Source organism: Marinoscillum luteum, from assembly GCF_044005705.1.
Lineage (GTDB): Bacteria > Bacteroidota > Bacteroidia > Cytophagales > Cyclobacteriaceae > Marinoscillum > Marinoscillum luteum.
The window spans coordinates 373,433-395,805 of the sequence record NZ_JBIPKE010000020.1; the positions used below are offsets into that span (position 1 = coordinate 373,433).

A 22,373-nucleotide genomic window follows, 5' to 3' on the forward strand; every position below is an offset into this window, starting at 1 on the left:
CAAATGATATGAATACCACACGCATCACTGCCCTAAATTACACAACGCGTGAATACTTCAAACAAATTTATAAACACCGACATATCATAAGGTCGCTGGTAAGACGTGACCTGAAAATCAAATATTCCCAATCCGTACTTGGCTGGACTTGGGCATTCATACAGCCCTTAACAGCACTGATCATCTATTCCATTTTCTTCAGATATGTCTTCGACTTTCAGTTTGACAAATACCCTTACGCACTTTATGTACTCTCCGGTATTCTTCCCTGGCACATGTTTAGCCAAAACCTGCACCAATCCTCCGGAGTACTACTCAGTGAGCAAGAGTTAATTAGAAAAATCGCCTTCCCTAAGTTCATTTTATTGCTAGCGAAAAGCTTCGTGAGCCTCATAGAATTAGGCTTTGGCCTGGTCCTTCTACTTACTTACCTGGCCATCCAATCAGGAATCACCTGGAACATCCTTTTACTTCCTTGTATCGTACTCATAAACCTACTGATCAGCATGATTATCCCAATTTGGATTAGTCAGCTTTCGGTAAAAAAAAGGGATCTGCTGCACCTCGTCCCATATCTGGTTAATTTTGGAATTTGGCTAACTCCTATTTTCTACACCATCGAAAACACGCCCAAATTGCTCTCCACAATCATCTATGCCAATCCTATGACTGGCATAACCATGACCTATCGGTGGGTACTATTCGGAGATCCTTTCCCTCTGGAGGCTCTTATTTCGCCCACCTTATGTATTGGTGTACTGTTGCTCCCCGGGATTGTTTTGTTTAAGAATTTTGATAAAAAAATAGTAGATCACATCTAATGTTGGAGGTAAACCATTTATCTAAGTCTTACAACCGTTCGGAAGTATTGAATAACATCAGCTTCAAGCTACTGTCAGGAGATATTGTGGGCATCCTTGGTGAAAATGGTTCCGGTAAGTCAACTTTATTAAAAATCATATCAGGTATTGTGGCACCTACTGCTGGAGATGTCCGCTACGTGGGTCAGCTTTCCAGCCTACTGGAAATAGGCAGTGGCATACAACCAGACCTCACCGGGGAGGAAAATTACTACCTCAAAGGAGAACTTCTTGGACTCAGTCGCCCAGACCTAAAGAACAGAATCGGTGAGCTCAACCAATTTACGGAGCTCGCTCCCTGGATGAACCACCCGGTAAAACACTATAGCGATGGTATGTATATGCGACTGGCATTCGGGATAGCCCTCACCCTGGAAGCAGATATCTACCTCTTTGATGAGATCCTGGCCGTAGGCGATACCAAATTTCAGCAGAAATGCTTCGAAACAATCATCAACCTCTCCCAGAAAGGAAAAATCATCGTGCTGGTGAGCCACAACATCACAGAGCTGGAACGATACTGTAACAGATTCATTTGGCTCAAGAAAGGGGAAGTGAGAGAACAGTCTGATAGCCCTCAGGTTTTGGACAGGTACCTCAGAGATCAACTCATGGGGAGCGACCCAAACAAGATACTGCCATGGCAGCACGCAAGTCTGGCCTTTAGCCAGCTGAGCATCACCAATGAACAAGGGGAGCAAAGGCTTACAAACACCAATGAGATCTGGTTCGCAGCAGAATTTCAAATACTGAAACCCCTCTCAGTTTTCAACGTGACCATGCACATACAGGACCATTCGGGCTTGCCTATTTTTTCTATATCCACAAGCACATCCGCAGGTTGGATACACGAAAAAAAACCACAGAACGTAAAATTGAGCACATTCGTCGAATCAGGTTTCCTTAATGCCGGTACATATACCGTATCTTTCTACATCCAAATAGAAAGCCGTGTATTTCAGCTCAGAAATCTCTTTTTTCTGGGTGTGTCTCAATCAGAATCAGATACGCAATCACATCTATTCAGTGGGAAAATCAGAACGAATTTTCAATGGAAGCAGCTATAAAACCGCCAGTATTTTTAAATGCAGACATCCAACACTCCTTTGAGGAATCAGGCTTTGTGAAGCTTCCACTATTGGAGGATCAGGAGGTGCAGCACCTGGTCAAATTTGCTGATGAAGTACTTCATCAGCCAAGACCAGTGATCGGATTTGCCGAAAAGCTGAGCTATTACATTTCCATTTTTGATAATAACGCTGACCACAAGCTAACCGTCAATAACCTGATCGGTCAGTTGGTACAATCTAAATTGAGTAATATTCTGGTGGACTATGAGACCTTCTACAGCAACTTCATGATCAAATACCCCAACAATGGTTTTCTGGAATGCCATCAGGATTTCAATCTGGTAGATGAATCGATCTACACAGCTTTCAATCTATGGTGTCCACTCATTGATACCCATGAGCAAAATGGTGGCCTTTCATTCATTCCGGGAAGTCACAAAATCACCAACCTCTACAGGGGCCCCAACATGCCCTTTTCATTCACTACCTATAATGATCAGCTGATCAAAAAAGGAATTCCACTCCCGGTAAAGGCAGGTGAATGCGTGATTTTTGACCATAAGACTATCCATTTTTCCACGCCCAATCAAAGTAACCAAATACGCTATGCCATACAGTCCGTGCTAAAGCCTATGGAGGCCGAATCATTACTCTACCTGTATGACTCCCACCGTGAACAGGCTATTGCTAAGAAGATCACAACCCAGTTCACAATTGAATCCGGATTTTGGTCTGAAAAGACCGCCGAATTACCTACGCTGCATACCCGACCCTACGCCAACCCTCAACTTCAGGATGATGTACAAGCACTAATACGAGGCTAAAATGAATCCAATTTTCAAAGACAAAAAACTAGATGAGCGATTAACCACTCATGGTTATCTGAAAATCCCCCTGCTTACTCCAGCGCTGACCCAAAGCCTACTTGATCTTTATCACAGTAGTATCCGAGGTGAAGAGGTGAAAAACTCCCAATATGGCCTTTATGTTACTTTGGAAGAATTTGATACTGAAAAAAGCCTGGAGATCGAAAACCAGGTAGAACAACTGATCTCGGACCAACTGGATCGGTATTTTGAACCCTACAAAACCCATCTGGGCGGGTACCTGATTAAAAATCCTGACCCCAATGGTTATACATACCCACATCAGGACTGGACATTTGTAGATCACAATCATTACCGATCTGTCACCGTCTGGATAGCATTAATGCCTATTACTCAAAAAAATAGTACCCTGGGCTTTGCCAGGAACAGTATGACCACATTCACCCATCCTGTAGGCACCCCGGTGACCATCATGAAATCGGGTACCACCGGACATGAATTTACGGTATACGAGTATTTGGATTTCATAGACATACAGCCTGGTGAAGCCTTTGTTTTTGACAACAGAATCGTACACGCGGCCACTCCAAACACCAGTCAGCATTCGCGCATAGCTTATGCACTCACACTATCACCCCCATCAGCTCCGCTATTGCATTATCTCTATGCGAGAAATGAAGCCGGTGAGGACGACCTGATAAAGTTGGCGGTGGACAAGGCCTTCTTCCACGACTACACCATTGAACATGCCGACGATCTGTACGAAAGAAATGAACTCCCTAAAGGATATAGAGTATTGAGCCGTGAAAAACCGACCTGGAGCCCAATGCCATCCAGTGCCTTAGAAACTTATCTGGCGGAAAATCAACTCCAAAGGAATGGATTGTGCATATCACACCATCATACCAACCCAACAACAGAAAAAACATCACTCACAGCACGGATAAAGCAGTGGATCTCATGGAAAAAGTAGTTAGACAACCTTTCAGGAACCCTGTATATCAAGCCAAATTCGAACAGGATGGTTATGTCATATTTGACTTATTGTCAGACGCACAATTGAACCACATCAGACGGCATGTGGAAAGCACCCCTCTGCCGGACACCAAAGGTTATGGATTCAATGTGGCCATGGACAGCGAGAGTCTTAGCCTCAGAAAAGAGATTCATCATTTCCTGATCGACTTTATGCATCCAATCTCTGCCAAGATTTTAATCGACCGGGAACCCTACTCCACCTCGTATATGATCAAAGAGGCCAATAGTGGCCTGGTACCGGCGCATCAGGATTGGAGCTACACCCATGAAGAGCAACACGCCTCCATCATGTGCTGGGTAGCCCTGGACGATGTGGATCTAGAGAATGGTGCCATGGCATTTATCCCGGGTAGCCACCAGCTTTTTGACTATAAAAGAGTGTTCCCCTTTCCATATGCCAAAACCCCCGTAGAACGGTTCAAACTTGAGCTAATGTCTTACCTCAAAATAGAACCCATGAAAGCTGGACAAGTGGTTTTTTTTAACAACAAGACCATACACGGATCATTCCCAAATAATCAACCCAAGCGGAGATATGCTTTTTGCATGAGCTTTTCGGTAACCAATGAGCCAATATTACATTTCCAATTTTCAGATCCTCAAAACCTGCATCAGATCACCGAATATGAAGTGGGAAATGACTTTTTTGTGGTACACAACAACGAAACTCTCACGAAGACGCTCCTCCACCAGCATGGAAACCTGAAAGATGGGACCTTGAAAAAATCGGAACCTTACTATCTTCCTGAACTCAACTGGGAGTCTTTAGAAAGCATGCTTCATGAACGAGGAATATACCGCTCTGAAATACTACAGGAAAGATTGAGACAGTTTTTAAATAAGCAATCATGAGATTTATTGATCAGGATATAGAGGATCATTTTGCCCGGAATGGCTACTGCAAAGTGCAAATATTGAACGGTGAACTCGTAGAGGAACTTCGCCACTTTGCTGATAAACACATATTATCAGAGATCATCGCCAATAGTGACTATGGCATGTACGTGTCGTTGGAAGAGCAGGAAGAAAAGAAGGCGCTAATCACGGCTTTTGTAAGGGAGAAGGTAGCCCCTCAGCTTGATGCCCATTTAACAGATTTTAAAATTCACCTTGGCGGATACCTCATCAAAGCCCCCGATCAGGTAAAGTACACCCTTCCTCATCAGGACTGGACTTTTGTAGATCATGAAACCGATCATACTTCAGCTACTGTCTGGATCAGCCTATATGACATAGACCAATCCAACGGGACACTTGGCTTTCTTAAGGGGAGTCATCGTTTTCTAAATCACATCATTGGATCGCCATCCCCGGCAGTACCTACCCCATCCATGAACAAGGAGTTGTTGATCTTTTCCCATTTAACTTTTGAAAATGTGTCTGCAGGAGAGGCACTTATTTTCAATAATAAAACCATTCATGCGGCCATGCCCAATAAGAGCGATCTCCATCGGGTAGCTGTAGGTATTGGTATTACCCCTAAATCAGCCGGTCTTTACCATTATTACCTCAACCCTGATAACCCAAAGGAATTCCTTAAACTGGAAGTAGAGGAATCATTCTTTCTCCGGTATAACAATGACGACCTCATGGAATTGTACCGGGCCGGCCTCTTGCCTGAGCTCTGCAAAGTGGTGGGCAGTTCGCCTGTTAGCCAGCATCTATATCCAGACCAATCAACTGTAGAGCAGGATATTCTGCAATATGGCAATCTTCCGAATGGCCATATCATGGATCTACAAAATCACTTTGGCCAAAACGAGCCTGCTGAGGAGCCTTCTCAGGAACCCGAAACGGAGGAGCAGTACGTGGACACTCGCACCTTTTTTCAGATGTACACCCCATTGAATATCTACCGTGAAGCGCGTTACCGATTGACCAATTTGTGGAAATGAAAAGCCTTTTCAAAGACCCCCAGGTGACCCAAAAATATCAGAAAGATGGATACGTGATCCTTGACCTCCTGAGTCCTTTGGAAATCAAAGCAGAGCGAGACTTTTTTTACCAACATGTACATGACTTTGACAAAGAGCCTCTGTACGAAAGTAGCAGGAACAACAGCGACCAAACCAATGATCTCATCAACAATCACCTCCAGCAGGTTTTCCTCCATAAAACACTGGGTCACATCCGAAACGCTACGGTCTATGGAGGCACTTATATGGTAAAACCTATGGGTAGCGAAGACTATCTGCCCTTACACCAGGATTGGAGTATCGTGGAGGAAGATCAGTTCGAGACAGCATTCATTTGGTGTCCGCTCCAAACTACAGATCAGACGAACGGGGGTCTTTTTGTGGTGCCGGGAAGTCATCATTTCTACCAAAACCGACGATCTGGAAGTTTGCCCTGTCCGAGAATTATCCCGAACCGAACGATAAAGCCCTATGTAAAACACCTGAAAGTAAGTGAAGGTCAAGTTATTATCTATTCAGATAAGGTATTCCACGGTTCACACCCCAATACCCGTCGGACGCCACGAATAGTGGCTACAGCTCGCCTCGTAGAACAAGGTGCCCGTCTCACCTACTACCATCGTTTGAGCAATGAAAAAGTAGGTGTGTTTTATTTTAGCAAGGACACCTACCTAAACGGAATCACCCAGCTGGTGCAAGGCAAAATACCCGATGGGCTACAGCCTGAATACCTCGAAGACTTCAGAAACGAAGAAATAAATGAGGCTAACTTTATTCAAAACATAAAAAAACACCTACCCTCTCCTACAGTCCTGAACAGACTGGCGGCCTGGTTTGATTAATCTCTATGAGCAATCTCTTCCAACTCATCAAAACCTACTCTCCGGCAAACATTGCTCGGGAGGTATACTATTCATACCTCCGGTCAAAAGATCATGCAGCAGGAGTTGGTGAGTTTTACAACAAACACCATCAGGATTTTCTGGAAGTTTACGGAGAGCTTATTCAGGCGTTTAGAACAAGCGATATTGATGAGATTCTGGACTACGAGCTAGAAGCAATGCAAATATCTCCAGAAATGAAAGTACTGGATGCCGGATGTGGTGTGGGCCGCCCAGCACTTCATTTTGCTCAAAAAAGTGGTGCCCAGATAGAAGCCATCAGCATCTCACAGCGACAAATCGACTATGCAAATAACCTGAAAGGTAAATTCAATACCGGAAATGTAACCTTCACCAAACTGGACTATCACAGGATTCAGGAGTACTTTGGTAATAGCCAATTTGACCGGATCTACTTTCTGGAATCATTCGGACACTCCACCAAAAAGAAGGAACTTCTCAAAAGTGTTTGGGATGCACTCAAGCCAGGTGGGGAAGTATACATCAAGGATCTTTTTTGCCGGGTGACAGACAGCCGAAAAGATCAGAAGGTCATCAATAGGGAGATTGCTAAAATCAATCAACAATACCACTACGAGATATCAAACCTTACACAGTTTCTGGACATGGCAAGAAAAATGGGGTTCGTTTTGAAGCTAGTGAAAACCATAGACATAAAACTTGAAGCCTTCGAAAACCTGGCAATTTCCAACAAATTCCAGGAACTCACAGGCATTTATAAGATTGAAAGTTTTGATGGGTACATTTTTCCAGTAGACTTTCTGGAAGTAAAACTTTACAAGCCGGCTTTCAATATGGAGGAAGCTAAGGATCGCTACTTTCTACAAAACCTTTTTTACAAAAACATTCGTTCATGATCATCACACCGGACTTTGTATGGACCCACATGGCCAAGACCGGAGGCTACTCCGTGCACCGGATGATTTCGCTGGTAGGGGATGAAAACATCCAGTTAGATCCTCTGGGTGGAGAGTGGTCAGACTACCGCCGGCATGAACCTTTTTGGATGAGGTCCGAAAAATGTGGATATGACATCACCGCGAATAAGATTAAAGTGCTGACCATACGCCGGCTGCCCGCCTGGATTTTGAGCTTTGGTGAATTCAAGAAGCGAGAAGAAGGATTTGAATTCGACCTTCAGGAGCTCTCTAAGGGATATTTCAAACATGAAAAACGGGACATGGTCTCCGGTGGCTTATCTGATCCCGGATCATACGACACTCATCATGCAGACGAAGCACTGGCATACTACCGACCAGAAACCATCGATCACTGGTGGAAACAGGAATCGCTGAATGAAGATGTGGTCTGTTTTCTCGGAAGATTTTACACCCTCACACCCCTCCAAATCAAACAGATGAGCTGTTCACATGAAAATTCAAATGAATATGACCGAAACCTCGGTAAACGCTTCTCACAGAGGCAATTAGAAGAACTCTATCATAACTGCCCGCTCTGGTCCACTTATGAGCAAAAGGTATATGGGTCACTTTTGGTATAAACTCCGGCTCTCGCACCCGTGGAGATACAAAGCACCCGTGCTTCTGGCCTGTGTGTATATGGTATTTATCAAAAAACAGACCCCCTTATCAGAAATGGCACCCTGGTTGGGTTTGTCATTGGTCACTATTGTAGGTATTGCGGGCATAGGCTATCTTATCAATGATTTTTCCGACAGACAGTCAGACGGAAAAGCCGGAAAACCCAACTTCTTTATTGATACAAGCCAACTGAAGGTGGCTCTGTCAATCACTGTCCTCACTTGCTGCGCCATCGGTCCTTGGTATTTCTTTCCAATGGACAGGCTTAGCTGGGTTCTGTTTACTGGCGAACTGGTCTGCTTTATTATCTACTCCTTGCCCCCATTCAGGCTCAAAAAAAACATCTGGGTGGCTCCTATTCTGGACGCTCTATATGCCCATGTATTGCCCGTAATCCTGGCCACCCATACCTTTCTGCTCATTACTCATGCTGAATTTTCCTTCCTCCATATGGCTGCCCTTGTATCATGGCAGCTGACACTGGGCATTCGTTTGCTCATCAACCATCTGGTAGAAGACCGACCACATGATCTTTTGAATTATCACACACTGGCTACTCAGTACAGTGCCCACCGGATTCGTAGATTCCTTTGGTACACGATGTTGATAGAATTACTTCTGTTCACATCGGTACTATTCTTCGCTTCCAACTTGTTCATTAGTATATCGACCGGCTTGGTACTGCTGGCCTTTACGCTCAAACAGAAATCACGGTATTGTTTTGTGGAAAATGTACCTGATTCATTTTACCGCAAGCTATTAGGAGGAGGACTGACTGTCGTGCTTATCTTTACTCATGGCTCAGCCTATGTGCTCTTGCTGATGATCCATATGATCCTTTTCCCTGTGGGTCAGAGCCACGAACTCCGAAAAGGACTAAGCAAGCTGTATCAAATAGGTTCCGTCATCGTCAATTACGGTATCTATTACTTTAGAAGATTCGTTTTACGTCAATCAGAAAAACAAGCCCGCCGTGAATATTATGAGCAAGACCTAATCAATAAAACCAACCAAATGAAGTCTGACCAACTGGGTAGCATCACTATTGCTAATTTGAATCTTAACAAGTATTCTGAAACATACATCCATGAATACAAGAATCAGTTGCCATATGGGGTAGACTTCCTCTACGGTGGCTACCCACCTGTTTTTGATGAATTTGGTCAACCATTAATTAAATCCAAAAGCTCCATCAACAGCAAGCGGCAGTTACAGGATGCCATCGTGCAAAGACTAAACAAGACCAGATCGAGACTGGTACTGGCTCATTTTGGCCCCATGGCAGTCAGCATGCTCCCGATTTGCAGAGCTGCTGGAGTTCCCATGGCTGCCTATTTTCATGCATACGACGTTCACCACAAAGACCAATTAGAAGCGCACCTAACGGGTTATTTAGATGTCTTCAATCATGCCCATTTGCTCATAGGTAGCAGTCAGGAGGTGATCAAAAAACTCGATGAAATGGGTGCTCCGGTGCAAAAGTTAAAGTACCTGCCCGCATATGTCGATCTCACCCGCTTCACCTATGTAGATCATTCTTCGAACCAACCTAACCTCCTAAGTGTAGGAAGGTTTGCAGATACCAAGGCTCCGCATCTGACCATATTAGCCTTTAAGCAAGTGTTGGAGGAGGTTCCCAATGCACATCTGACCATGATCGGTGACGGTGAGCTGCTGGAAGCCTCCATATCACTGACCAAGGCCCTACAGATCGATCATAGGGTGAGTTTCCCGGGCGCAAGATCTCCAATGGAAGTTTATGAGGAAATGAAAAACAGCCGGGTATTTCTACAGCACAGCATCACCACTCCTCTGAACCACGACAAAGAAGGCACACCGGTAGCCATCATGGAAGCCATGGCTTGCGGTCTCCCGGTTATCAGCACAGCCCATGCGGGAATAGCCGAACTCATCAGCCATGAGCAAAACGGGCTTTTAATACCAGAACTGGAAATCGCTCGGATGGCCGAACAAACCATCAGATGTTTGAAATCTGTAGAATTAAGTAAAAAGCTTGGGAAAAATGCCTCAGAAAGCATTCGCAGTAATCCTTTGATTACCGATCACATGCGGATAATCACTGAAATGATCAATCACTTTGGGCTGAAGCAAGGATAGTATCCACCCGCTGTTCCCATTCCGGGTACCCTGAAATACTCGAGATTCTGGTAAGAAACAAATCCTCAAAATCAAACCCATCAGTCCGCTGCATGTTCAGGTTGGTCATAAAACCATAGCAGCTATCCTGAAGATTCACCTGGAGGTTCACCATGTAATCACGCCTGTACCATGAAGCATTCAGAGTGGGCTGAAGTGGGCCGGATACATAAGCAGGATTGCAAAATTCATACCCTGAATCCAGGTAGGCTTCAGGTAAATATAAGTTAGCCCAGGATGTGTCATTTATAAAATAAAAATCATGGGTTCTCCCACCTGCCATGGCCTGAAGAAACTGAAAAAAATCACCGAGAGAATCTCCTTCAAAAAGTGCCGAATTATAATGTGCATCCTGAACTGAAACAAGCCCATCGGAGAGTTCCACCAGCGTAAGTTCGTGAGTGAATGGCGTATGCTCAATTCCAAAATTATAGGTGGCAGATTGGAAGCCCAGCTCCCGATAAACATCCCGGAGAAGGTAGCTTAACCGGCCGCATGAAATATGATAGATGGTCGTATCCATTTGCAACAGAAGATCCGATGGTAAACGCTGTCTCCAGTCAGGAAATCGCTCATCAAAGGCAATCTCAGCCGTAGGATCCAGTGCTCTGTGAGCATAAAGTGATAAGTGCCTTCTCACCACATTGACCTGATCAGACTCCTTCATCCGATCAAATAACAGTGGATCGAGATGAAGTGCGGAGATCGTTCCCTTGCGTTCATTTTCACCAGGTTCACATGCCCACTGACAAGTCAACAACACTATAAAAAACAGGCTACCCCTCCACATATCGCTAAACTAATGAAGGAAAATCAAAAACTGCATGCCCTGATTTTATTCATCCGGCTGGACTCAAAACTGTATTCCGGTTTGACAGGATACCCCAAATCATAAGTATCTTTATCCGTCCGCATACCTCCATTGGTCATGCAAGCATTTCTTATTTACCATTTGTGAAACAACCTACACTTAGCATTATACTTTGCGGCAGAAATGACCGATACGGCGATGACTTCATTGACCGACTGAAGCGAAGCCTTTTATGGAATGCCCAACTTGCAGCAAAACATCACATCCAGACTGAATTGGTTTTTATCAATTATCACCCTGAAGAAAATCAAAAATGCATCTCATCACTGGACATCTGGCCCACTTCCGATTATTGGAACTCCAGGGTCATTACGGTACGGTCAGCATCCGATGCCTTTCTTGAATTCCCTGCAAAAAACATTGGGATCAGGCGGGCACGTGGACAATACTTTCTGATAACCAATGCAGATATTTTACTTCCGGAACTGTTTTTCTACTCTTTTCATCAATGGATTAAGCAAAGCAATACTATTTATCGAGCCGACAGGCTCAACGTCTCCAGGAGATACAACACCGAAGCTGCACTGATAAACACGGCAGATGAATACTGCGTGAAAGGTGGGATTTTTTATCGCCCCCTTATGATTCCTCATGGGCTATATTCTGCACTCCTCCCTACCTATCTTGGTGCCAGGAGAGCGGTCTATTCGTACCTCCCATTTCTCCTGACACCTAGTGAGCAATTCTTGCTCAAACACCATTTTACAGCATCTGGTGACTTCACATTGGCACATCGGGATGTCTGGCATCGCATTCAGGGGTTTAGAGAACACACTCCCATCAGTACTCATGTTGATTCCCTATGGCTGGTCAAGGCACTGAGTCACCAAATAAACTTACAAGAACTACCAATAGCCGTCCTGCACCAAAGCCATGAAAGGCGGCATAATTTTTCATCTCCCAGTCAGGAAATGAATCAAATGTGGTCTATTTTGCAGAACCAAATCAGCGAGTACCTCGCTACCCGCACTCCAATAGTAGACACCACCGATCAATGGGGAAACCCGAAGATCAGCTACCCAGAAGATAGTATCTAATGAATCCGTATTTATCTATTGTTGCAGCCAGCCGTAATGACAATCATGGAGGGGATCTTACCAATCGCATGGAGGTGTTTTTACGCGGTTTATATCACCAGCTGAGTCAGTATCATTTACCAACTGAAATCATCATTGTGGAGTGGAACCCACCCTCCGACCGACCCGGACTCTCGGCTATATTGCCAAAGCCACCTTCCAATGGTAACATCATACTACGAATCATTACCGTACCCTACGAAATACACGCTCAGTATAAAACCTCCAGTCATCTCCCCCTCTTTCAGATGATTGCCAAAAACGTTGGGATAAGACGTGCCAAAGCCCCATTCATTTTATGCACCAATGTGGACCTGCTTTTTTCCAGCAAACTGGTTCATTTTTTGGCTTCAAAAAAGTTAAAAAAAGGTACCTACTATCGGTGCAACCGGTGTGACATTCCGAAAGAGATTGACTACAGTGCTGAGATCCCGGTTCTGCTGAAGTTTGCCAGAAAAAACATCATACAAAGACTCGGGAAAAATCGGCTCTACCCCAATTTCAATGGCCAGAGTAAGTGGTGGTACCACAATATTTTAACACTGGGAATGGTGTGGGGTATTGCGCTCATTAAAAGGTTCTCCGAGTCCAGACTAAAAACCACCATCGAAAGTGCAGACACCTGGGCTTGCGGAGACTTTACCCTCATGCATCGCGAAGACTGGGAAAAGATCAATGGCTATTTCGAATTGGATGCCTATTCAATTCATATCGACAGCCTGGCCCTTTTTGCCGCCCTGGGACAGGGTATTCATCAAAAAATACTTGCACCTGAACTGTGTATTTTTCACATTAGCCACCGAGCTGGCTGGGAACTACAGGATCCCATGCAAAAAATAAAGTTTGACATTCAAATGCCCATGCTGGACTGGAATACTGCCAAAGCCGCTTGCGAACATATGCTTAGAGAGCAAGTGGTATTACCAATCAATGGGCCAGACTGGGGTCTGCTGGGCAGGACGCTGAATGACACCACAATAACTGGATAACCAGGAGTTGTAAAATAGATATTTGAACATGCGTAAATACATACTTGTTTGTGGAGGAAGTGGTTTTATCGGGACACACCTGATCAAAAAGCTGGTAAACGAGGGACACAAGGTACTTTCAGTAGACATTTCAAATCCCATGCATCAGGAGAGCATCAACTTTGAGTTTATTCAGGGTGACTTGAGGGACTACTCCAAATGCATAGAAATAATGAAAAACGGCCCATTTGATGAAATCTATCAACTGGCAGCAGACATGGGGGGTGCCGGGTACATATTCACTGGTGACTCTGATGCTGACATCATCACCAACAGCGCTCTGATCAACATCAACATTCTCAAATGCTGTGTAACCTTTGACTGTAAGAAAATCTTCTATTCATCCTCTGCCTGCATCTATCCTCAACATAATCAGCTAGATGCTTTAAATCCATACTGTGAAGAATCTTCGGCCTATCCAGCCGATCCTGATAGTGAGTACGGGTGGGAAAAATTATTCAGCGAACGCTTGTATTTTTCTTATCAGAAAAATTACGGTATCGATGTAAAAGTGGCCAGGTTTCATAATGTATATGGCCCGTTTGGTGCCTGGAATAATGGTAAAGAGAAAGCGCCATCAGCCATCTGCAGAAAAGTAGCCGAAGCTACCAACCCGGGTACCATCGAAATCTGGGGTGATGGAAACCAGACTCGTACATTTTTGTATATTGATGACTGCCTGGATGGTGTCCAAAAGCTTATGGATTCGAACTTTCATGGCCCATACAACATTGGTTCCGAAGAGTTGATTTCCATCAATAACCTGGCCAAAATGGCCATGGAGATTTCAGGAAAGGATTTGAAATTTGAACATATAGAAGGCCCCATGGGTGTAAGGGGAAGATCCTCGCACAACCTCAAAGTACGCAGCGACCTGGGATGGCAACCTGAAACCTCTCTTCAGGAAGGCCTCGAAAAAACCTTTCACTGGATCAACCACCAGGTACAAGAGGCCTTGCAAACAAAATAAAGAATGGCTAATAATAGTATAGGATTAATAGGTCCCGGGAGACTAGGGCTGTGCGTGGCATTACTTTTAGAACAAAAAGGCTACTCCGTAACGGCCATAGAGCAGAATCAGCGCTACCTGGAAGCTCTTCAGACCAAATCGTTTGACAGCCCTGAGCCTGAAGTAAACGAACTCTTGAGAACCAGTAAACACCTCCGGTTTTCTTCAGACCTCAAGGAGTGTCTCACAGAGGATCATGAATTGATCTTTATTTATGTACCCACTCCTGAAAATGACCAGGGATATGATCATTCCATTCTAAAGGGGGTACTGGAGGCTATCATGAACCAGGGTGAACGCAAGCATCCTGTGACCCTTGTGGTGGGGTGTACCACTTTACCTGGCTTTAATCAAACCATAGAGGAGCGACTCAAGGCACTCAATTATCATCTCGTATATAGTCCGGCATTTATCGCACAGGGCACCATAGTAAAAAACCTCCAACACCCGGATATGTTGCTTTTTGGAGCATCAGATATGACCTATGCACTGAAAACAGAAGTCATAATGAGTCAGATAGCGCTAAATCATCCGCAAGCACATCATATGAGCCTTATTAGTGCTGAGATCACCAAGCTCGCAACCAACTGCTTCCTAACAGCCAAAATTGCCTTTGCCAATGCCATAGGTGACCTGGCCAGCCAATCAGGTGCTGATCAAAAAGCCATACTGGGAGCCATAGGCTCTGACTCCCGAGTGGGTCATAAATACCTCAGCTACGGGTATGGATTTGGCGGGCCATGTTTCCCCAGAGACAATCGGGCACTTAATTATTTTGCACGAGAGGCTGGATATACGCTGCAGATCAGTGAAGCCACGGAACGCGCCAATGAACAGCATACAGACTTTCAAATCGCTCAGTTACTTCAAACCACCAGTCAGCAGGAAGAAATATACTTTGATCACGTCACCTACAAACCAGGCACAGATATTCTTCAGGAATCACAGCAGCTCAAAATCGCCTTGGCTTTGGCCAAAGAAGGGAGATTAATCAAGGTATGTGGTTCATCTAAAGTGGTTCAGACCCTCAAGAGTACCTACGGGAATGTGTTTCGTTATGAGGTGAAAAACTGAATCACAGCAGCCACCACCCTATCCAGCTGATCAGGCGATATTCCAGTAAATAGAGGTAGTCTCAGGAGATGCATCCCGGCGATAGAGGTGTGATGATCATCACCAACAAACCGGCCAACCTTACTACCAAATACAGATCGATGCAACGGGAAGTAATGGAATTGTGCTTCTATACTCTGTGCGTTCAGATAGGCACGCAGCTGATCTCTGATGGATTGATCATCTAGTATCAGGTAAAATAAATGCGCGTTGTCTCCTTCTTTCAAAACAGGAGGTACCGAAAAAAATCCCTTATCCGCATAAGGCACCAATTGATCATGATACCTCCGCCAAGCGGATCTTCGGTCTGAAGTAATTCGCTCGAGATCTTCCAGTTGAGGAAGTAAAATGGCGGCCTGTAGCTCAGTGAAGCTTGCTTTCAATCCCAGTCCAACCCACTCGTAGTGAGAAGTTTTGTTCCGATCAAAATCCAGTCTATTGGTGCCCAAATTCATGAGCTTTTCTACCTGCTCTAACGAATCCTCTCCGTTGATAAGCAGTAGACCTCCTTCATGACAGGTAATGTTTTTTTGTTTCTCAAAACTAAATGCAGCATAATCGCCGAATGTACCCAGCCTACAACCCTGATGAACTGCGCCCATTCCATGGGCATTGTCTTCTATGAGCTTCAGTTGGTGTTGCCTACAAAGTTCGCGCAGTTTTACATAGTCGGGGGCCCATCCCCCATAATTGACAGCCACCACGGCTCTCGTACGATCCGTAATGGCCTCTGATACTTTATCCGCATCAATGCAAAAATGGCTGCCCTCCACATCTACAAAAACTGGAGCCGCTCCCTGTATTACAAAAGGCACCACTGTGGACACGTGTGTAAATGAGGGGAATATGATCTCGTCCCCTGGTCTGAGATTGAGAAGAATGGCACAGGCCCCAAGCGCTGTGGTACAGGAGTCCACAAAGTAGCGCTCACCTCCAAGGTGATTGAAAAACCAACCTTCGCACCTCCTTGTAAGACTTTTCTTCCAAAAACTATCAGACGCACTTACTACTTCATTTATATACTTATTTTGCAGATCGGTCGGCGGACCGGATACGAAAGGAACCTCGAAAATCATATACCATTGATAAAGCTTCGTAATCTAAAAGAAAACTCTCGGGCTTTCCAATTTCTGCTTCTAATAGCAGTAATGATCATCTATACCCAGACAATCCATTTTGATTACAATCTTGATGATGAAATCGTGGTGAGTCAGGAAGACAAATTCTCAATATCAGGGCTATATGAGTCCATTTCGTCGCCCTACTATTCACTTGATCAGCGGATTTCCTACGGCTATCGCCCCTTAACATCGCTCACATTCTACCTGGAGTCCACCCTGCTTGGCAACAATCCTACCATTTCTCATTCCATCAATCTGATTCTATATCTCCTTGTTGTTGGGTTGATCTTTCTCCTAGGCCTCCACCTATTCAAAAATCCGCAATACGCTTTCATTCTGGCATTGCTATTCGCTGTGCACCCCACCCACACCGAAGTAGTGGCCAGCATCAAAAACAGAGACGAACTACTGGCCCTATTGTTCGGGCTTTTGGCATTCTTGTCATTGAGATTAAAAGGTAACTGGTCAATACCCGCCACCATTGCTTGTATGATATGCTCATTGTTAGCCAAAAAAACAGGATTGGGGATTTATCTGCTCACTCCAATTCTCCTTTACAGTTTTCACTCCAAAAGCAGCGCATTCTTTTGCAGTTTGGTGGCAGCCATGTCCGTATCCCTATTCGCTATGGCCCCTACGGCGAATGTCTCAGGATCACTTTTTTTGGTCATCATTTATCTGACAGGCATGACCCTCTTCTTTTATTGGGCACATTTTAATGATTTTAAATTCAACAAAAACACGCTTCAGGCTGGTGTGGCATCTTTAGGTATACTGGTCGTGGCCTTCGGCATTTTTGAAAGTTTTGTCTCGCTTATCCTGGCTCTGCACATTATCCTGCTCGCCAGCTACTTTTTTTTCACCTCAGGGCAGCTCATCAAATGGGTGCTCTTTTTCAGCCTGATGATGACCAGTTTATTCACCTCGGCTTGGTATTTTATCCCCATGTGCTACGTGCTCGTGTTCAATGATTACGACACAAGGACAAAATGGATTTGGATACCCGGTACTCTTCTGCTTTTCTTCTCCGTTTTCCTTGTGATTACCAGTACCAAGCCTTTTGCTATCCTCTTCACCCTGATCTACATAACTCCGCTGATCTTCGATCGCCTCAGAAAAAAATGGATACTTCTATCCTTACTATTCAGTGCGTTTCTGGCCGTCCTCATCAATTCATACGCTGGTACGAGTCTTACATATATTGTCCTACTTATATGCTTCGTGATACTCTTTTGGCTTCTCATCAATCAAAAATGGAAAAGCTCTTACCTAGGCATTCTCATCTGCTTCATAGCCCTGTCTTTTTATATTGACTCATCGGTGACTATTCTAAGTGGGTGGCTTCAGCAAACTCAAAATCTGGGAGGCACACCTCCCCAAACTTCCACCACCTACTCAGGTAGATCCCTGGATTTTATTGAGAACCCACTGGTAAACCATACACAGATTTCAGACAAGTTCATGGCCATGGCCAGCACGTATGGACATTACATTTCGCAAATGATTTACCCTCATAACCTCAAATTCTACTATGGATATAATGCCATCGATTTATTCAATCCTCCTATTGTGCTCTTATGGCTAGGAATCATCACAGGGATCATCACCCTTTTCATGAAATGCGCACAATGGCGTTCCTCTTTATTCTTTATTCTTTTCCTGGTCGCACTATTCCCGTTTTCTAATTTGCTGGTTCCGGTAGCAGGTATTGTGGGTGATCGTCTGGTCTTCCTGCCCTCGCTTCTTTTTCTTCTGTTCATTACCTCTATTCTGACACAGTTCCTATCAAAATACAGTCTTGCGATCCCGATAGTCTTCATTTGTGCAGCTATGGGATATCTATCATTTGAAAGGGCAGCTCTATGGAAAAACAAGGAAACACTTTACTTGCATGATGCCAGTGAAAATCAGCTATCTGTAAAAGTAAACCAGTTGGCGGGAGACCTACTATATGGACAGGCCGTCAACGCACCCGAGATCAAACGTAAAAACCTACTGAAGTCCGCCCTCTCTTTCTATACGAAAGGAGCATCGGTACATGAACCATACTATTTAAACTGGTATATGATAGGTGTTATACAGCTACAATTGACCGAATACAAGGTGGCAATGGAGGCATTTAAGCGAGCCGAAAACTCACCTTACGTTGATCAAAGTATCTACCTACAAATGGCTATTTGTGCTTCATTCCTTAATGATCTGGAAACAGCTGAGATGTATTACTTACGAGCTGTTAACCACCCTGAAACCAAACTCAAGGCCTACCTCAATCTTGTGTACATCTACCTGCGAACAGATCAGCTCTCTCTGGCTCTAAGTACTAACCAAAAAGCTCTTGATGACTATCCCGAAAACCCAAGCCTCAATGAAAACCACGCGCGAATCTATTTCAACATGGGCGACACCCTGAATACCATCAAGTATCTGGAAAATGCCATCTACTATGGAAATGACAATGAAAGGAATTTAGAATTTCTAAAAAGCCTTCAACTCTAATGGGCCATATTTTCCAGCACCTGCTTAATTTCCGTTGCCCGTCCCAACTTCACTACCTCCCCGATCACAATGATGGCCGGTGAACTGATGCCCGAATCAGCCACTTTCTGACTGATGGTCTCTATGGTGCCAAAAACTGACCGTTCGTCGGGTCGGCTACCATTCTGTATGATCCCAATCGCCTCCCCTGGCCCTCTGGTGACCCGAAAAATATCAATGATCTGATCCAGTTGCTTCATTCCCATCAGGATGACAATGGTGGCAGAAGACTGAGCGGCAAGATGAACATCTCTGGATAACTCCAGATTGGAAGTAGTGCCGGTAATCACCCAAAAGCTCTCATTGACCCCCCGCTTGGTCAGGGGAATTTCACTCAGTGCAGGCACAGACAGTGCACTGCTGATCCCCGGGATCACTTCCACTGCAATCCCATGCGCCCGGGCATGCTCCAGCTCTTCGTGCCCACGTCCAAACACGAAAGGATCTCCCCCCTTCAGCCTCACGACTGTCTCGTAGCGCTTCGCATTATCTACAATCATGTCATTGATATAGATCTGCTGGTACTGATGAATGCCAGGCTTCTTTCCTACGTAAACCAACTCACAGTCTGGACGACAATGCTTCAGTAGTTCCTTATTCACCAGGGCATCATATAGCACCACATCAGCCTCCTGAAGCCCTCTGATGGCTTTCAGGGTGATTAGTTCGGGATCTCCGGGCCCTGCTCCTATTAATAATAGCTTTGACATACTTAAATTCTTTTCGTAAAAATACGTAATTTATTTTTTATAAATCAAGTAATATTACGTAGTTTTACGTAAAAATAAATAGCGATTATGAAAAAGGTCATCGTCATCGGTAATGGAATGGTTGGTTATAAGTTTTGCGAAAAGCTGCGTGCCAAAGCCGGCCATCAGGAGGTCTCACTCCTTGTTTATGGTGAAGAATCTGTCCCGGCTTACGACAGGGTGCATCTGAGCGAATACTTCACCAACCAGTCCGAAGAAAAGCTACTCATGGCTCCGGCAGGGTGGTACGCAGAAAATGACATCAGCCTGAAAACAAGCCAGCTGGTGACGGAAATAGACCGGGATCAAAAAATCGTTCGCACCCACACCGGCGAAACAGAAGCCTATGACTATCTCATCCTGGCCACAGGCTCACGACCTATGGTACCACCCATCAAAGGAGTGGACAAAAAAGGGGTGTTTGTCTACCGGACCATCGAGGACCTGGATCAGATCATCGCCTATGCCAAAAATGTAAAACGCGGCGCAGTGCTGGGTGGCGGTCTGCTGGGACTGGAAGCTGCCAAAGCGTTGATGGACCTGAAGCTGGATGCTCAGGTGGTAGAGTTTGCCTCCCGACTGATGCCCAGACAGCTAGATGAGGCAGGATCGAATATGCTCAAAAGCAAAATCGAATCGCTGGGTATCGAAATTCTCCTCAACAAAAGCACGAGTGAGATCCAGGGAAATGGAAAGCTGGATGGCCTGCTCTTTGCGGACGGCAGCCAACTGGATACCGATATGCTGGTCATTTCCTGTGGGATCGTTTCCCGAGACGAACTGGCCGATCAGGCCGGACTGGAAACCGGAAAACGTGGGGGTTTTAAGGTAAATAATCAGCTGCAAACCAACGATCCGCACATCTATGCCATCGGAGAGGCTGCTTCATTCAATGACATGGTCTACGGACTGGTGGCCCCGGGCTACGACATGGCCGATACGGCAGTGGATCAGATTTTGGGAAGCGGTCAAAAGCAATTTACCGGAGCGGATATGTCCACCAAACTCAAGCTGATCGGGGTAGAAGTGGGAAGTTTTGGAGACGCGCTGGGTGATATCGCTGGGAGTGTCCCCATCGTTTTCGAAGACAAAAACACGGGTATCTACAAGCGAATCAACCTCTCACCGGATCGTAAAAAATTATTGGGTGGCATCATGGTGGGCGACACCAGTGCCTATGGCATGCTGCTCCAGATCACCCAAAATGGCATGGCCCTCCCCCCTAACCCTGAAGACCTGATACTTGGCGCAAGAGGTGGAGAATCCGGAGGCAACAGCATGATGGACCTGCCAGATACTGCTCAGATATGCTCCTGCGAAAATGTCACCAAAGGCGACATTGTGGGGGCCATCAAAGACCAGGAGCTCACAGACCTGCAGCAGGTACGTACCTGTACCAAAGCCGGAACGGGATGCGGAGCCTGCTCACCCATGGTGGGCGATATCTTTACCGCCACACTCAAGTCCATGGGGCAGGTAGTCAGAAAAACGATCTGTGCCCACTTTGACTATACCCGTCAGGAGCTCTTTAGCCTGATCAAAGTAAAAGGTATCCAAAGTTTTGATGAGCTGCTGGATCAGTATGGCAGTGGCGATGGTTGCGAGACCTGCAAACCGGCCGTGGCTTCCCTGATGGCCAGTATCTGGAATGACCTCATCCTGAAGCAGGACACCATTCAAGACACCAACGATCGCTTTTTGGCCAATATCCAAAAGGGAGGTAGCTACTCTGTGGTGCCTCGCGTAGCAGGTGGAGAGATTACCCCTGACAAGCTCATCGCCATGGGGCAGGTAGCCAAAAAATACGATCTATACACCAAGATCACCGGTGGTCAGCGCATCGACATGTTCGGTGCCCGACTCAATGACCTCCCGGCCATCTGGCGCGAGCTGATAGATGCCGGATTTGAAAGCGGGCATGCGTACGGTAAATCACTGCGCACCGTCAAGAGCTGCGTGGGCTCTACCTGGTGTCGCTACGGACTGCATGACTCGGTCTCTTTTGCCATAGAGGTAGAAAACCGATACAAAGGCATGCGTTCTCCTCACAAGCTCAAAGGTGGAGTGTCCGGTTGCAGGAGAGAATGCGCTGAGGCTCAAAGCAAGGATTTCGGACTCATAGCCACTGAAATCGGGTACAACCTGTACGTCTGTGGCAACGGTGGTGCCAATCCCCAGCACGCCAAACTCCTGGCAGGAGATATTGATGAAAAGACAGCCATCAAATACCTCGACAGGTTCCTGATGTTTTACATCCGTACAGCTGAGCCACTCAACCGCACGGCGGTATGGCTCAATAAGCTGGAAGGGGGAATTGACTACCTGCGCGAAGTGGTAGTCAACGACAGCCTGGGACTTGGTGAGGAGCTGGAAAAAGACATGCAGGCGCTCATCGCCTCCTACCATTGCGAATGGAAGGAAGCTATTGAAGATGAAGGCATGAAGGCAAAATTCAGACATTTCTCCAATTCAGACGAGCATGATCCTACTCAGCAATTTGTACCCATGCGCGAAATGAAAAAGCCCGCAGACTGGCAAACCGTAACCAAAGACTAAGACC

Annotated in this window: 19 protein-coding genes; 16 read left to right on the forward strand and 3 right to left on the reverse strand. The window is 45.5% G+C overall.

Features of this window, described 5'->3' with window-relative positions; genetic code table 11:
* The first annotated feature begins 8 nt into the window (after window positions 1–8).
* The 10 genes from ACHKAR_RS19550 to ACHKAR_RS19595 are packed head-to-tail and all read left to right on the forward strand — an operon-like array spanning window position 9 to window position 10,272.
* The gene (locus ACHKAR_RS19550; RefSeq protein ID WP_159581539.1) at window positions 9–821 is read left to right on the forward strand and encodes an ABC transporter permease; all 813 of its coding nucleotides are present in this window, start codon (window positions 9–11) and stop codon (window positions 819–821) included.
* Window positions 821–1,927, forward strand: a complete 1,107-nt coding sequence (locus tag ACHKAR_RS19555) for an ABC transporter ATP-binding protein (RefSeq protein WP_395419068.1) — start codon at window positions 821–823, stop codon at window positions 1,925–1,927. The genes ACHKAR_RS19550 and ACHKAR_RS19555 overlap by 1 nt, the downstream gene beginning before the upstream one ends.
* Window positions 1,912–2,754, forward strand: a complete 843-nt coding sequence (locus tag ACHKAR_RS19560) for a phytanoyl-CoA dioxygenase family protein (protein WP_395419069.1) — start codon at window positions 1,912–1,914, stop codon at window positions 2,752–2,754. Before ACHKAR_RS19555 ends, ACHKAR_RS19560 begins: the two co-directional genes overlap by 16 nt.
* A gap of 1 nt (window position 2,755) precedes the next feature.
* Window positions 2,756–3,730 carry a phytanoyl-CoA dioxygenase family protein gene (locus ACHKAR_RS19565; protein ID WP_395419070.1) on the forward strand — a complete coding sequence of 325 codons (975 nt, stop codon included), beginning with the start codon at window positions 2,756–2,758 and terminating at the stop codon, window positions 3,728–3,730.
* A complete protein-coding gene (locus tag ACHKAR_RS19570; RefSeq protein WP_395419071.1) occupies window positions 3,718–4,647 on the forward strand; it encodes a phytanoyl-CoA dioxygenase family protein in 930 nt (309 codons plus the stop codon). Before ACHKAR_RS19565 ends, ACHKAR_RS19570 begins: the two co-directional genes overlap by 13 nt.
* On the forward strand, window positions 4,644–5,690 hold the full coding sequence (locus ACHKAR_RS19575) for a phytanoyl-CoA dioxygenase family protein (protein WP_395419072.1): 1,047 nt from the start codon (window positions 4,644–4,646) through the stop codon (window positions 5,688–5,690). The genes ACHKAR_RS19570 and ACHKAR_RS19575 overlap by 4 nt, the downstream gene beginning before the upstream one ends.
* On the forward strand, window positions 5,687–6,553 hold the full coding sequence (locus ACHKAR_RS19580; protein WP_395419073.1) for a phytanoyl-CoA dioxygenase family protein: 867 nt from the start codon (window positions 5,687–5,689) through the stop codon (window positions 6,551–6,553). The genes ACHKAR_RS19575 and ACHKAR_RS19580 overlap by 4 nt, the downstream gene beginning before the upstream one ends.
* 5 nt (window positions 6,554–6,558) lie before the next feature.
* The gene (locus ACHKAR_RS19585; protein WP_159581553.1) at window positions 6,559–7,470 is read left to right on the forward strand and encodes an SAM-dependent methyltransferase; all 912 of its coding nucleotides are present in this window, start codon (window positions 6,559–6,561) and stop codon (window positions 7,468–7,470) included.
* The gene (locus ACHKAR_RS19590; protein WP_159581555.1) at window positions 7,467–8,114 is read left to right on the forward strand and encodes a hypothetical protein; all 648 of its coding nucleotides are present in this window, start codon (window positions 7,467–7,469) and stop codon (window positions 8,112–8,114) included. Before ACHKAR_RS19585 ends, ACHKAR_RS19590 begins: the two co-directional genes overlap by 4 nt.
* A complete protein-coding gene (locus tag ACHKAR_RS19595) occupies window positions 8,080–10,272 on the forward strand; it encodes a glycosyltransferase (protein WP_395419074.1) in 2,193 nt (730 codons plus the stop codon). The genes ACHKAR_RS19590 and ACHKAR_RS19595 overlap by 35 nt, the downstream gene beginning before the upstream one ends.
* Here the strand turns inward: ACHKAR_RS19595 and ACHKAR_RS19600 are convergent.
* On the reverse strand, window positions 10,244–11,101 hold the full coding sequence (locus ACHKAR_RS19600; protein WP_395419075.1) for a hypothetical protein: 858 nt from the start codon (window positions 11,099–11,101) through the stop codon (window positions 10,244–10,246). The genes ACHKAR_RS19595 and ACHKAR_RS19600 overlap by 29 nt on opposite strands.
* Before the next feature lie 164 nt (window positions 11,102–11,265).
* Between ACHKAR_RS19600 and ACHKAR_RS19605 the strand changes: the two genes are divergently transcribed.
* The 4 genes from ACHKAR_RS19605 to ACHKAR_RS19620 are packed head-to-tail and all read left to right on the forward strand — an operon-like array spanning window position 11,266 to window position 15,369.
* The gene (locus ACHKAR_RS19605; protein WP_395419076.1) at window positions 11,266–12,219 is read left to right on the forward strand and encodes a hypothetical protein; all 954 of its coding nucleotides are present in this window, start codon (window positions 11,266–11,268) and stop codon (window positions 12,217–12,219) included.
* Entirely contained in the window at window positions 12,219–13,247 is a 1,029-nt protein-coding gene (locus tag ACHKAR_RS19610; protein WP_395419077.1) for a hypothetical protein, read from the forward strand. The genes ACHKAR_RS19605 and ACHKAR_RS19610 overlap by 1 nt, the downstream gene beginning before the upstream one ends.
* Window positions 13,248–13,275: 28 nt before the next feature.
* On the forward strand, window positions 13,276–14,256 hold the full coding sequence (locus ACHKAR_RS19615; protein WP_395419078.1) for an NAD-dependent epimerase/dehydratase family protein: 981 nt from the start codon (window positions 13,276–13,278) through the stop codon (window positions 14,254–14,256).
* A gap of 3 nt (window positions 14,257–14,259) precedes the next feature.
* Window positions 14,260–15,369, forward strand: coding sequence for a nucleotide sugar dehydrogenase (locus tag ACHKAR_RS19620; protein WP_159581567.1), 1,110 nt, complete (start codon window positions 14,260–14,262; stop codon window positions 15,367–15,369).
* On the opposite strand, the gene ACHKAR_RS19625 is transcribed toward ACHKAR_RS19620, so the two are convergent.
* The gene (locus ACHKAR_RS19625; RefSeq protein ID WP_159581569.1) at window positions 15,351–16,484 is read right to left on the reverse strand and encodes an aminotransferase class I/II-fold pyridoxal phosphate-dependent enzyme; all 1,134 of its coding nucleotides are present in this window, start codon (window positions 16,482–16,484) and stop codon (window positions 15,351–15,353) included. The genes ACHKAR_RS19620 and ACHKAR_RS19625 overlap by 19 nt on opposite strands.
* A gap of 72 nt (window positions 16,485–16,556) precedes the next feature.
* On the opposite strand from ACHKAR_RS19625, the gene ACHKAR_RS19630 reads away from it, so the two are divergent.
* The gene (locus tag ACHKAR_RS19630; RefSeq protein ID WP_395419079.1) at window positions 16,557–19,025 is read left to right on the forward strand and encodes a tetratricopeptide repeat protein; all 2,469 of its coding nucleotides are present in this window, start codon (window positions 16,557–16,559) and stop codon (window positions 19,023–19,025) included.
* Here the strand turns inward: ACHKAR_RS19630 and cobA are convergent.
* Window positions 19,022–19,774 carry a uroporphyrinogen-III C-methyltransferase gene (gene cobA / locus ACHKAR_RS19635; protein WP_395419080.1) on the reverse strand — a complete coding sequence of 251 codons (753 nt, stop codon included), beginning with the start codon at window positions 19,772–19,774 and terminating at the stop codon, window positions 19,022–19,024. The two genes, ACHKAR_RS19630 and cobA, sit on opposite strands and share 4 nt — an antisense overlap.
* Window positions 19,775–19,861: 87 nt before the next feature.
* Between cobA and nirB the strand changes: the two genes are divergently transcribed.
* Entirely contained in the window at window positions 19,862–22,369 is a 2,508-nt protein-coding gene (nirB, locus tag ACHKAR_RS19640) for a nitrite reductase large subunit NirB (protein WP_395419081.1), read from the forward strand.
* The last annotated feature ends 4 nt before the right edge of the window (window positions 22,370–22,373 follow it).

Excerpts from the sequence above, each read along its gene's own strand:
- ACHKAR_RS19610 (WP_395419077.1), top strand. The coding sequence starts at position 12,219 with ATGAATCCGTATTTATCTATTGTTGCAGCCAGCCGTAATGACAATCAT.
- cobA (WP_395419080.1), bottom strand. The coding sequence starts at position 19,774 with ATGTCAAAGCTATTATTAATAGGAGCAGGGCCCGGAGATCCCGAACTA.
- ACHKAR_RS19560 (WP_395419069.1), top strand. The coding sequence starts at position 1,912 with ATGGAAGCAGCTATAAAACCGCCAGTATTTTTAAATGCAGACATCCAA.
- ACHKAR_RS19625 (WP_159581569.1), bottom strand. The coding sequence starts at position 16,484 with ATGATTTTCGAGGTTCCTTTCGTATCCGGTCCGCCGACCGATCTGCAA.
- ACHKAR_RS19585 (WP_159581553.1), top strand. The coding sequence starts at position 6,559 with ATGAGCAATCTCTTCCAACTCATCAAAACCTACTCTCCGGCAAACATT.
- ACHKAR_RS19580 (WP_395419073.1), top strand. The coding sequence starts at position 5,687 with ATGAAAAGCCTTTTCAAAGACCCCCAGGTGACCCAAAAATATCAGAAA.
- ACHKAR_RS19590 (WP_159581555.1), top strand. The coding sequence starts at position 7,467 with ATGATCATCACACCGGACTTTGTATGGACCCACATGGCCAAGACCGGA.
- ACHKAR_RS19565 (WP_395419070.1), top strand. The coding sequence starts at position 2,756 with ATGAATCCAATTTTCAAAGACAAAAAACTAGATGAGCGATTAACCACT.
- ACHKAR_RS19595 (WP_395419074.1), top strand. The coding sequence starts at position 8,080 with ATGAGCAAAAGGTATATGGGTCACTTTTGGTATAAACTCCGGCTCTCG.
- nirB (WP_395419081.1), top strand. The coding sequence starts at position 19,862 with ATGAAAAAGGTCATCGTCATCGGTAATGGAATGGTTGGTTATAAGTTT.
- ACHKAR_RS19550 (WP_159581539.1), top strand. The coding sequence starts at position 9 with ATGAATACCACACGCATCACTGCCCTAAATTACACAACGCGTGAATAC.
- ACHKAR_RS19575 (WP_395419072.1), top strand. The coding sequence starts at position 4,644 with ATGAGATTTATTGATCAGGATATAGAGGATCATTTTGCCCGGAATGGC.
- ACHKAR_RS19615 (WP_395419078.1), top strand. The coding sequence starts at position 13,276 with ATGCGTAAATACATACTTGTTTGTGGAGGAAGTGGTTTTATCGGGACA.
- ACHKAR_RS19620 (WP_159581567.1), top strand. The coding sequence starts at position 14,260 with ATGGCTAATAATAGTATAGGATTAATAGGTCCCGGGAGACTAGGGCTG.
- ACHKAR_RS19600 (WP_395419075.1), bottom strand. The coding sequence starts at position 11,101 with ATGTGGAGGGGTAGCCTGTTTTTTATAGTGTTGTTGACTTGTCAGTGG.
- ACHKAR_RS19555 (WP_395419068.1), top strand. The coding sequence starts at position 821 with ATGTTGGAGGTAAACCATTTATCTAAGTCTTACAACCGTTCGGAAGTA.
- ACHKAR_RS19630 (WP_395419079.1), top strand. The coding sequence starts at position 16,557 with ATGATCATCTATACCCAGACAATCCATTTTGATTACAATCTTGATGAT.
- ACHKAR_RS19570 (WP_395419071.1), top strand. The coding sequence starts at position 3,718 with ATGGAAAAAGTAGTTAGACAACCTTTCAGGAACCCTGTATATCAAGCC.